Below are 11849 nucleotides of genomic sequence, written 5' to 3'. Positions count from 1 at the left end.
AAACCTTGCTCCGGCGCTACGCCGGTAAATGGGAATTTATCGGTTCTTACAATTATATATTTATTGGGGTGCCCTGAAAGGGCTTAATTATATAGCGTAGGGCAACGCCCTACGAAAAAAGCACACCAGCCACAAGCCCTGAAAGGGCGGAACTGTATACAATTATGCCCTTTCAGGGCGCAAATTCAGATTGTCGTTTTTTCGTAGGGCGTTGCCCTACGCTATATAATTAAGCCCTTTCAGGGCACTCCGCAAAATAATCATTTATTGACCTACCTATTTTTATCCTACAATGTTTTATTTCTCAATTTTTAATTCTCAATTCTTAATTTATCATTACCTTTGCCACACTAACTAACATTACGTAATAAAATAAGAAACTTATGGCAACACCTCTGTTTAAGTATCAGCCCATGTTTGAAAAGGGAAAAGATACAACTGAGTATTATCTGCTTACAAAAGACTATGTATCAGTAAGCGAGTTTGAAGGAAATCCCATCCTGAAAATTGAAAAAGAAGGTTTGACTGCGATGGCTAATGCTGCTTTTCGTGATGTATCATTCATGCTTCGTCGTTCGCACAATGAACAAGTTGCTAAGATTCTGAGTGATCCGGAAGCAAGCGAAAACGATAAGTATGTGGCGTTGACTTTCCTGCGCAATGCAGAGGTTGCTTCAAAAGGCGTACTTCCATTCTGCCAGGACACCGGTACTGCTATTATCCATGGTGAAAAGGGACAGCAGGTATGGACTGGATATTCTGACGAAGAAGCGCTTTCACTGGGCGTATATAAAACATACACTGAAGAAAACCTGCGTTATTCACAGAATGCGCCTCTGAATATGTATGATGAGGTAAATACAAAATGTAACCTCCCTGCACAGATTGACATCGAAGCTACCGAAGGTATGGAATATGAATTCCTTTGTGTAACAAAAGGTGGTGGCTCTGCCAACAAGACATATTTGTATCAGGAAACAAAAGCGATCCTGAATCCCGGTACATTGGTTCCGTTCCTGGTTGAAAAGATGAAAACATTGGGGACAGCCGCTTGTCCTCCTTATCACATCGCTTTCGTAATCGGTGGTACTTCTGCTGAAAAGAACCTGTTGACAGTGAAATTGGCTTCTACTCATTTCTATGATAACCTGCCGACTACCGGAAACGAATATGGTCGTGCATTCCGCGATGTCGAACTGGAAAAAGAAGTATTGGCAGAAGCTCACAAGATTGGGTTGGGGGCACAATTCGGAGGTAAATATCTTGCTCACGATGTACGCATCATCCGTCTGCCTCGTCATGGTGCATCTTGTCCGGTAGGTTTGGGTGTATCTTGCTCTGCCGACCGTAACATCAAATGTAAAATCAATAAGGAAGGTATCTGGATTGAGAAACTGGATTCAAATCCGGGTGAACTGATTCCGGCTGAACTGCGTCAGGCAGGTGAAGGTGATGTTGTGAAGATCGATCTGAACCGTCCGATGCCTGAAATCCTGAAAGAACTGACTAAATATCCGGTTGCTACCCGTCTGTCATTGAACGGAACGATTATGGTAGGTCGTGACATCGCTCATGCTAAACTGAAAGAACGTTTGGACCGCGGTGAAGACTTGCCACAATATATTAAGGATCATCCTATTTATTATGCTGGTCCGGCAAAAACTCCGGAAGGCATGGCGTGTGGCTCTATGGGCCCTACTACGGCAGGACGTATGGACTCTTATGTAGAACTGTTCCAAAGTCATGGCGGTAGCATGGTGATGTTGGCAAAAGGTAACCGTAGCCAGCAGGTGACAGATGCTTGTCAGAAATATGGTGGTTTCTATCTTGGTTCTATCGGAGGTCCGGCAGCTATCCTTGCACAGAACAACATCAAGAGCATTGAATGTGTGGAATATCCGGAATTGGGTATGGAAGCTATCTGGAAGATCGAAGTAGAAAACTTCCCTGCATTTATCTTGGTAGATGATAAGGGTAACGACTTCTTCAAACAGTTGAAACCGTGGAATTGCAAAAAGTAACCGGTTGATACCTGTTGGGATAAAACTGTAGGAAGAGGCTGTAAATGCCTTGAATTAATAAAGGGGCTGTCTGACTATTTTATTGTTAGACAGCCCCTCTTCTTATTTTAAGGACTTAAAGACTTTCCGGATATTAACTTTTTCAGTGTAAATATCAACCTTTCATCAGTTATGATTACTTATTCTGTTCTTTTTTCCATTTTTCATATCTCTTCAACACCTTGCTTCCATCTTTGTTATACCAACTATAACCATTTCGGCGTTCGTGTCCGATTTCCGATATATCATATTTTTTAATGCCATCACGGTCGCAGAAAAAAGGCCGGTTTGTTTCCAGATCATAAAAACGTGCCCAAAGAGTAGGACAGTCTTCACAGGGAACCATGCGATAGTCTTTTTTGCCATCACTGTTGGTGAAATATTCCTTCTGTATTCCTTTTATTTCAGACTTTTGGAACCATTTGATAGCACCTTCTATGGATTTTACAACGTCTGCAGATGGATGGGGAAGTGACATCAACAGTAATACAATATTGTCCGACTCTTGTCCGCTTAGTGACGGGAGTTCATAGGCACGTGCCTTGCAGGGTTCCAAAGTGACACGGTCATGTTGGGCGCACCACACTGTTAACTCTCCATTTTGGCGCACCTGCGTTTTGAGTATACACTCTATCCCTTTATTAAATGCATTACGTGCTTGTTCACAGATATTGTCAGGAAGGAAAGTGTACGGAGCTTTCTTTTCGTATATGCTCCGAAGTTGATTCATGACTCTCACCATTGCATTGTCATTGTAGGTGATTTGTACGTAATAACCTTTGGGACGCGGATAAAATTGAGGCCATCCACCGTTTTCATACTGCGATTTGAGCAGATATTGAATACCGTTCAGCACTCCTTCTTTATATTTCTCCTTTTGCGTAGCCAGATAAAGCCGTGACAAATATTCTATTTCTGTCGTGGTGGCATTGTTGTCGATGGTGCTTTGGTTGGTATCTTCTTTAGCTTTTAGTGCCGCATTATATTCTTGTTCCGTCAGTTCTGCCGGCATATAGATATTCTTGGGCCAGCCTCCGGTCGTTTGTTGATAGAGTAACACGTTGTCACCGATGCGTTGGGCTTCTTCCGTCTTGAAGAAATCATCGTCAAATTTAGGGGCGATGTGTACCCATTCTTTGTAGTTCTGTTGTTTTCTGTAATCTGTTGCTTTTTGGGCTGAGGCGTTTGTCAGGATAAAAAGTAGCAGTAAGAAAAGACTTAGTTTTCTCATGGCTTTTATTATTTAATGTTTTTATAGTATGCAAATGTAGGAAGAAAGAAAAACATCGGTATGTAATAACTGTTTTTTATACAGTAAAAATTGGGTTAACCCTCCCGATAAGAAGATTAACCCAATAAAAAAAATAAATGGAAACTACTTCCTTATTCCAGATATTTCGTAATCTTTCCGCTGATTTGCAACAGGGATATTTCGCAAAGTTTCGTGTTATATTCAGCAGAGAGGATGCGTTCTTCTGCATCTAACAAACTTTTTTGTGCTTCACGCACTTCAAAACCGGAGAGGTCCCCCTGTATATAACGGTCCATGGCAATATCGTGATTATCTTTGGCAGTTATCAGGTTTTGACGTTCCAGATTCAACAATTGAAGATTGTTGCGATAGGCTTGCCATAGGTTACTGAGATCAGAGCGGAGTGCTAATTCCAAGTCCTGTCGTTCCAGGCGACGATTTTTGAAAGCCAGACTTGCATTTCTCTTTTCGCGGCGGCGATTACCGTCGAAGATATTAAAACCGACAGTTATTCCGGCATTGAAGCCCAGTTCACCTCTTCTGCTGTTTGCATTGATGTCATACTTGTTGAACGTATATCCATATCCGGTATTTAATTTGAGATATGGATAGTTGCGTGAGTTTATTTTCTTGTAGTCCAATTGGGCAAGTACCGTGTTTTGATCGGCCTTGAGCAAAGAAGCATTGGTTGCTAACGTAGAATTCCACAAATCATCAAATTGCAAGTCGCTGTGTACGTCGATGGTGGAGTCTTTGATAATAATGTTTTGATTGACATTGTTGTTAGCCATCAGTTCATTCAACTGGATGCGTGAAGAATGTAGCAATTCCTGTTGTTTGATGTATTGGGCACTGTCTGCATTGAAATCCACTTTTGCCTGCTGATAATCCAGCCCTGAAAATTTACCGACCAGGTGACTAGCTTCGGCTATGCGCAAGCGCTCTTTGGAAAGTGACATTGCATAATGAAAGTTTTTCAGGCGAATCTTCTGCTGGATAAAATTATAGTATTCGGAAGTCAGGGCAGCAATAAAATCTTCAATAGCAATACGCGTGTTGGTTTCCCCCTGACGTTCCAGCTCTTTCAACTGTTTGTAGGTGGTACTGATATTGAATCCGTCGAAAATAGTCCAGTTGAGGTTAAGGCCGACATTAACCGTCTGATCGTAGACTCCGTTATGCTTTGTTATTTCCCCGGTAGCACGCGCCTTGGTCTCAATATTGTCGAGGTTTCCGGTATATCCGGCAGAGAAGTCCAGTGTAGGCAGGTATCCCGCATTTCCCAACGTTGCGTTGTTTTTGCTGATCTGCTCTTCGTTATGGATGATACGTAAAGAGTAATTGTTTTGCAATCCTTCTTCCAGACACTCCTTGAGAGTGAGAACTTGTGCCTTTGCAAAAGAGACTGATAAGAAGGCACATGCAATGGTGATATAAATGATGCGTTTCATGCAAATTCCTTTCTGTTTCATTCTTGTAGTTTTTTGATTCGGTTAGTCGAAATGTAACTGTAAATAGCCGGTACAATGTACATCGTAAGCAGAGTGGATACGACCATACCACCCACTACCGCCGTACCCATGGCAATACGCTGGTTACAACCTTCTCCGGTGGCAAATGCCAGCGGGATAAGTCCCAAAACCGTAGAGGCACTTGTCATCAGAATCGGACGGAGGCGTTGAAGGGCAGCATCTTTGATGGCACTCATTTTATCCTCTCCGGCTTCCTGTTTCTGATTGGCAAATTCTACAATAAGAATACCGTTCTTCGCCACCAGACCGATCAGCATGATAATACCGATCTGACTGAAAATATTCATCGTAATATCTCCGAAATACATGAAGACCAAAGCTCCGGCAATAGCCAGCGGCACTGTCAACATGATAATCAACGGATCTTTGAAACTTTCAAACTGGGCTGCCAGAATCAGATAAATCAAAAGGATAGCCAGGATAAAGGCGAACATCAGACTGGAGGAACTTTCACGATATTCTTTCGAGTCTCCCGACAGGGCAGTGCGGAAAGTGTCATCCAATGTTTCTTTGGCAATCTTATCCATTTCATCCAAACCTTGCCCGATTGTTTTGCCGTCTGCCAATCCCGCAGAGATGGTAGCTGACACAAAACGGTTATAACGATACAACTTTGGAGGTGCAATACCGCTTTCCAATTCAATCAAGTTGTCCAGCTGAATCATATCCCCGCTACTGCTACGGACGTAAATAGCTTTCAGGTCGGCCGGTTTGTTTCGTTGCTGGCGGTTGATTTCACCAAGAATTTCGTATTGTTTACCGTTCATATAGAAATATCCCATACGCTGTCCACTTAATCCATATTGCAGCGTTTGAGCAATGTTTTTGGTACTTACTCCCATAATACTGGCCTTGTCGCGGTTGATCTGAATACGAGCTTCCGGTTTACTGAACTTCAAATCAACGTCCGCCATCTGGAAAACAGGATTCTCATATACTTTAGCCATAAACTTGGGCAACACTTCTTCCAGCTTTTCCAAATTGGTAGCCTGAAGTACATATTGTACAGGCATGCTTCCACGACGTCCGCCGAAAGAAGACTGCTGCTGTACGAATGAACGCGCCATTGTTTTCTTCTGTACCGCTTTTGATATTTTCTCTGCCACATCCATCTGGGTATAATTACGTTCATTCATATCCTTCAGCGTGATGCGCACGTTTCCGCTACCGCTGGATACACGGGCAGTTACAGCCTCTGCATCAGGCAGAATGGAGTCTACCAGTTGATTGATGTCTTCTGTGTAATCCCTGATATATTCATAGGTGACGCCTTCCGCTCCTCGTGTATTGATACTGATTTGCGAACGGTCTTCAAGTGGGGCCATTTCCGCAGGAACTGCATTCCACAGAATACCAATCAGGCAAATGGTGATGAAAGTAAATGGAAGAGCGATCCAGCGTTTGCTAAGAAAAGCGGCAAGCGAACGGCTGTATAGCCGGTTCATTCCTTCAAAGAACGGTTCTGTTTTTGCATAGAACCAACTTTGTTTTTCCCGTTTAATGAGTAACTTCGTTGCCAACATCGGAGTGAAAGTCAATGCGGCGAATGAAGATATAATCACCGAACCCGAAATAACGATACTGAACTCACGGAATAATCGTCCCGTCATTCCATCCATAAAGACGATAGGGAAGAATACCGCTACCAGCGTAATAGTGGTGGAAATAACGGCAAAGAAAATTTCTTTGGCTCCTTCTATTCCCGCTTCTTTCGGGGCCATTCCTTTCTCTATACGGATGTAGATATTTTCTGTCATAACGATGGCGTCATCTACCACCAGTCCCACCGATAGTACGATGGCGAGCATGGAAAGCACATTGATGGAGAATCCTGCCAGATACATAACGAAGAAAGCACCGATAAGGGAAACAGGGATTACGATACAAGGCACCAACGTGACGCGCCAGTCACGCAGGAAGAGGAAGATAATGATGATTACGAGTACAAAAGCTTCATATACAGTGGACTTAACCTCATTGATAGACGCACGGATAAACTTGGTATTATCAAAACCATAGTTATAGTGTACATCTTCCGGCAAGTCTTTTTTCATTTGCTCCATACGTTGGTATACAGCATCCGCAATCTCAATGTGGTTGGCTCCCGGCTGTGGAATGACTACGACACCCACCATAGGAACGCCGTTCATCTTCATATAACTCTTAATATCAGCCGGCCCCAGTTCAGCACGTCCGATATCACTGAATCGTACAATACGGTTATTCTCTTCTTTGACAATCAAGTCATTGAATTCATCTGCGGTATGCATCAATCCTAGTGTACGGATCGTTAACTCGGTGGTATTTCCTTCGATACTACCTGAAGGAAGTTCCACATTTTCGTTATCTACAGCGTTTTTAACATCGACGGGAGTGATACCGTAGCCTGCCATCTTTACCGGGTCGAGCCAAAGGCGCATGGAGTAACGCTTTTCTCCCCAGATAGATACACTACTTACATCGGAAATAGTCTGTAATTGTTCTTTCACAGTCAGGTCCGCTATTTCACTTAATTCCAACAGAGAACGTTTGTCACTCTGAAGGGCAACCATCAAGATAGGCATGGCATCGGCATCCGCTTTTGAAACTGTCGGTGGGTCACAGTCGCGAGGCAGATAACGTTGGGCACGTGAAACCTTGTCACGTACGTCGTTGGCCGCTGTTTCCAGATCGACGGACAATTCAAATTCTACTGTGATACGGCTTTGCCCCTGCTGGCTCACACTGGACAAAGAACGGATACCGGGAATACCGTTGATATTCTGTTCCAACGGTTCAGTTATCTGGTTTTCGATAACGTCGGCATTAGCTCCCGGATAAGAGCAGCTGACAGAAATAATCGGATTATCTACCGACGGATATTCGCGGACACCCAAATAGTTGTATCCGATGAATCCGAAAAGGAGGATAATAATCGTTAATACTGTGGCTAATACCGGGCGACGTATACTTAATTCGGAGATGTTCATTGATTTATGATTTCTGATTTCTGAATTATGATTTCTGAGTTATGGATTGAAGATTTCTGATTTTTGAATTCTGATTTCTGGTTTCTGGTTTCTGAATGTTTGCTGTATTCTGCTGACTTATAAATCATAAATTATTTGGCTTATAAATCATAAATCAGAATTTATAAATCAGACATTCTCATTCTTCAATATTGTCGAGTGTTACGGCGAGTCCGGTACGGAGTTGCAATGTTCCTGAAGTGATGATTGTGTCTCCTACGTGCAATCCTCTAATCACTTGCACTTCAGATGCGGTGCGGATACCGGTAATAATATCCACCGGTTCGGCCTTTCCTGATTTGTACAGATAGACTTTATCTTTACCCATTTCCGGCACAATTGCTTCCGTTGGGATGGCTATTGCATTAGGAATTTCATCCTTTTTCAACAGCACACTGGCATAACGGCCGGGGAGCAGGGTGCGATTGACATTCGGGTATAATGCACGGGCGGTAAATTGATGCAGATTCGGATCGATGGCAGATTCTACAGCGTATACCTGTGCGCCGAAAGCATCCAATGTTCCTTCAACGCTGAAATTGAGATTGGTACCCTTTTTGATTTGCTTGGCATAGCGTTCCGGAACGGAAAATTCAACCTTCAGTGGAGCGATTTTTGTCAGCTTGGCAACGACTGTGGTCGGAGACGCATACGTACCGATACTGACTTGGCGAAGTCCGATCACTCCGTCAAACGGAGCACGTAGCTCTGTCAGTTCAATATTAGCTTTGATAATCTCTATATCGGCATTCAGGGTTGCTAAATCCGTTTTCACCTGTTCGTAGGCTTCTTTACTGACAGCATCCCGTTTCAATAAAGCATCCTGGCGGAATACACGGTCTTCTGCCAGTTTCAATTGCGAAATCAATCTTTGCAATTGTGCCTGCAACTGCCTGTCATTCACTTTGGCTAGTAATTGGCCTTTCTTTACGGCTGTTCCTTCTTCAAAGTTGATTTCTACAATCTTTCCCGACGTTTCGAAAGATAAATCCACTTCTTCATCGGGTAGAAGTACACCAGTAGTGGTGAACTCATCTGTCAGAGATTGTGGTTTTATGACCTTGGCATTTACATTTAAAACTTGTTTCCCTCTTTTTTTATTACTGCCCATCACTTTGTCGGCGGCTGCTAGTTCGTCGTTTTTTTTCGGTAATTGTGAGTAGATTCCTCCACCGATAATCCCGGCACCAACAAGAATAATGATGCCCCATTTAGTCTTCTTATTCATGGTTTAGTATTGTATATGGCAATTATATTGTACATCTTCAAAAATTAGACTTCCCCTGATGGGAAAGGTTTAAAGAAAGGAAGAGTAAAAAAGAGTTAATCAGTAGGCAGCCCGATATTTTCCTTCCTCTTTATCTTCCAACATATTCAGATAAGAGGTATAACGGGATTCGCTGATGAGGTGCTCTTCCACTGCTTTGCGTACGGCACATCCCGGTTCATGACGATGTGTACAGTTGCCATATTTGCAGTCGGCGGAGGTTTTGAATATTTCGGGAAAATAATGTCCGATCTCTTCTTCTTCCATATCAAATGTGCCGAAGCCCTTGATACCCGGAGTATCGATGATATAGCCATCTCCTTCCACAGGGAACATTTCGGAGAAAGTAGTAGTATGCATTCCTTTGTTGTGGTAGGAAGAAATTTCGCCGGTCTTGGTTTCTATGCCCGGCAGTATGGAATTGATAAGAGTCGATTTGCCGACTCCCGAATGTCCGGAAAATAAAGTAATCTTGCCTTCCAGTGCTTTTTTGATTTCAGCCACTCCAGTGCCGTTCTTTGCGGAAACTTTGAAGCAAGGGTAGCCGATTTGTGTGTATAAGTTGATAAGTGCGTCCAGATAGCGGAGCTCATCTTCGTCGTAAGCATCTACCTTATTAAATACCAGTTTGACAGGGACGCGATAGGCCTCTGCGGATGCAAGAAAGCGATCAATAAAAATAGTGGAAGTTTCCGGATAATTGATGGTTACCACCAACATACATTGGTCGAGATTGGCAGCAAGGATATGAGATTGTTTGGAAAGATTGGATGAACGGCGGATGATGTAGTTCTTTCTATCTTCTATTTCACTGATAAAAGCAGTGCCTTCCTGATTAAGTATAATCCGGACACGATCACCCACTGCAACAGGATTAGTACTGCGAATCCCCTTCAATCGGAAATTCCCTTTGATTTTACATTCAATAGATTGTCCGTCATCGGTTTTCACCTGATACCAACTACCCGTGTTTTTGATTACTAATCCTTTCATATAAATTATAAATTAAAAATGAAGAATGAAGAATTCAGGCTGTGTTTCAACTGAATAATACAGCATTATAATTCCTCATTCTTCATTCTTAATTCTTCATTATTTTTTAGACGGTCATAATTTCTTTATCCTTTTCAGCCAGCATATCATCGATTTGTTTGATATACTTATCATGGATTTTTTGCAGTTTGGCTTCCGCATTCTTCTGCTCGTCTTCTGCCAATCCGTCTTTTACGGCCTTTTTCAGTGCGTCGATGCCGTCACGACGCGCGTTGCGTACGCTTACTTTAGCCGTTTCGCCTTCTCCTTTACACTGTTTTGCCAGTTGTTTACGGCGTTCTTCCGTCAGGGGAGGGATGCCGATACGGATCATTTCTCCATTGTTTTCGGGCATGATACCGAGGTCAGAGTCGATAATTGCTTTTTCGATGACACGGAACATGCTTTTATCCCAAGGCTTGATCACGATACTGCGGGCGTCCGGAGTAGTAATTGCTGCTACATTGCTGATAGGTACCATACTTCCGTAAGAATCTACGCGGATACCATCTAATAAGCGTGCACTCGCTTTTCCGGCGCGGATATGTGCCAGTGCTTCTTCCAGATACATGATGGCCATATCCATCTTTTCTTGTGCATTGTCAAGGCAAGTCTTTACGTCTACCATATTTTTTTGAGATTTAAAATTGCATTTTGATTGATTAAGTAGCAAAAGTATATTATTTTTTGTTCATCTGCAACAGCATACCCATCTTTTTTATGAGTGACTTGCCAATGATAATCAGGGTAACAGCGGTGATAATCATTAAAATACCCATCATTAAGCGGGGAGTCAGTTTTTCGTGAAACAGGAGAACACCGAAGAATAAAGCTGTCACCGGTTCCAGAGCACCCAATATTGCCGTTGGTGTAGAGCCTATATAATGGATGGCCAGTGCGGTACAGACCAGTGATACGGCAGTTGGCAGGATGGCGAGTGATAATACATCGGCCCAGAGCCAGGCAGACGGTATTACTTGCAGTTCCGTACAGAAATTTAAACGGACGATATAAACCGATAGTCCGAACAAAATGGCATAGAAGGTAAGTTTCGTGGTCGGCAGGTTTTTCAATGTCGAACGGTTTACACCTACTATATATATAGCATAAGAGAGAGAAGACAACAGAACAAAGATAATTCCCAAAGTCGATAGCGGTTTGTTGCCGTCTCCCTGATAGAGCAAGGCAATACCTGAAAGTGCCAGCAGGATGGAGAAAACGGTAATGGCGGAAATCTTTTCCTTGAAGAATATTCCCATGATGACAGCTACCATCACCGGATAAACAAACAGAATCGTAGAAGCAATTCCGGCATCCATATAATTATAACTCATAAACAAAAGCAGTGATGAAAAAGAGAATAACAATCCCATAATGACTAAGGGCAAAACGTCTGCCTTATGAAGTGCAAAAGACTGATGCTGCATTTTCATCAGAATACCCAATACGATTGTCGCAAAGAAGTACCGGTAGAATAAAACGGTATCGACACTCATTCCGGCTGCATAGAGCGGAAGTGCAAAAAGAGGATTCATACCGTAGCTCGCAGCGGCAATCGCTCCATAGATAAAACCTTTGGTTTTGTTAGTCATTGTTTTGCTTTTTTTAATGGCGTGCAAAAGTACGCAGTTCACCAATGATAAACAAGTGTTTAGGCGGTTGATAGTATAATTTAATCTTTCGTATGCTAAAAACTAT

Annotated in this window: 8 protein-coding genes; 1 reads left to right on the top strand and 7 read right to left on the bottom strand. The window is 42.7% G+C overall.

Annotated elements, in window-relative coordinates; all coding sequences use genetic code 11:
- Positions 1-383 precede the first annotated feature (383 nt).
- Entirely contained in the window at positions 384-2021 is a 1638-nt protein-coding gene (locus DW173_RS19225) for a fumarate hydratase (protein ID WP_120145014.1), read from the top strand.
- A gap of 175 nt (positions 2022-2196) precedes the next feature.
- Here DW173_RS19225 and pelA read toward each other — a convergent pair whose 3' ends face one another.
- The 7 genes from pelA to DW173_RS19190 form a co-directional block, all read right to left on the bottom strand.
- Positions 2197-3291: a pectate lyase gene (gene pelA / locus DW173_RS19220; RefSeq protein ID WP_004306527.1), complete on the bottom strand. Its 1095-nt coding sequence runs from the start codon at positions 3289-3291 to the stop codon at positions 2197-2199.
- A gap of 152 nt (positions 3292-3443) precedes the next feature.
- The gene (locus tag DW173_RS19215) at positions 3444-4784 is read right to left on the bottom strand and encodes a TolC family protein (RefSeq protein WP_081357948.1); all 1341 of its coding nucleotides are present in this window, start codon (positions 4782-4784) and stop codon (positions 3444-3446) included.
- On the bottom strand, positions 4781-7813 hold the full coding sequence (locus tag DW173_RS19210; protein ID WP_004299194.1) for an efflux RND transporter permease subunit: 3033 nt from the start codon (positions 7811-7813) through the stop codon (positions 4781-4783). The genes DW173_RS19215 and DW173_RS19210 overlap by 4 nt, the downstream gene beginning before the upstream one ends.
- Positions 7814-7991: 178 nt before the next feature.
- Positions 7992-9080, bottom strand: coding sequence for an efflux RND transporter periplasmic adaptor subunit (locus DW173_RS19205; RefSeq protein ID WP_004316320.1), 1089 nt, complete (start codon positions 9078-9080; stop codon positions 7992-7994).
- 99 nt (positions 9081-9179) lie between these two features.
- Positions 9180-10112: a ribosome small subunit-dependent GTPase A gene (rsgA, locus tag DW173_RS19200; RefSeq protein WP_008770689.1), complete on the bottom strand. Its 933-nt coding sequence runs from the start codon at positions 10110-10112 to the stop codon at positions 9180-9182.
- Positions 10113-10218: 106 nt separating this feature from the next.
- Entirely contained in the window at positions 10219-10779 is a 561-nt protein-coding gene (frr, locus tag DW173_RS19195) for a ribosome recycling factor (protein ID WP_004299198.1), read from the bottom strand.
- Positions 10780-10831: 52 nt separating this feature from the next.
- The gene (locus DW173_RS19190; RefSeq protein ID WP_004299199.1) at positions 10832-11743 is read right to left on the bottom strand and encodes an EamA family transporter; all 912 of its coding nucleotides are present in this window, start codon (positions 11741-11743) and stop codon (positions 10832-10834) included.
- Positions 11744-11849: the final 106 nt, after the last annotated feature.

Source organism: Bacteroides sp. AM16-13 (genome assembly GCF_003602705.1).
GTDB classification, from domain to species: Bacteria; Bacteroidota; Bacteroidia; order Bacteroidales; family Bacteroidaceae; genus Bacteroides; species Bacteroides xylanisolvens.
The sequence above is the reverse complement of the archived record's forward strand: the minus strand, read 5'-3'. Positions and strand labels throughout refer to the sequence as shown.

Coding starts and splice junctions, on each gene's coding strand:
- DW173_RS19225 (WP_120145014.1), top strand. CDS start 384: ATGGCAACACCTCTGTTTAAGTATCAGCCCATGTTTGAAAAGGGAAAA.
- pelA (WP_004306527.1), bottom strand. CDS start 3,291: ATGAGAAAACTAAGTCTTTTCTTACTGCTACTTTTTATCCTGACAAAC.
- DW173_RS19215 (WP_081357948.1), bottom strand. CDS start 4,784: ATGAAACAGAAAGGAATTTGCATGAAACGCATCATTTATATCACCATT.
- DW173_RS19210 (WP_004299194.1), bottom strand. CDS start 7,813: ATGAACATCTCCGAATTAAGTATACGTCGCCCGGTATTAGCCACAGTA.
- DW173_RS19205 (WP_004316320.1), bottom strand. CDS start 9,080: ATGAATAAGAAGACTAAATGGGGCATCATTATTCTTGTTGGTGCCGGG.
- rsgA (WP_008770689.1), bottom strand. CDS start 10,112: ATGAAAGGATTAGTAATCAAAAACACGGGTAGTTGGTATCAGGTGAAA.
- frr (WP_004299198.1), bottom strand. CDS start 10,779: ATGGTAGACGTAAAGACTTGCCTTGACAATGCACAAGAAAAGATGGAT.
- DW173_RS19190 (WP_004299199.1), bottom strand. CDS start 11,743: ATGACTAACAAAACCAAAGGTTTTATCTATGGAGCGATTGCCGCTGCG.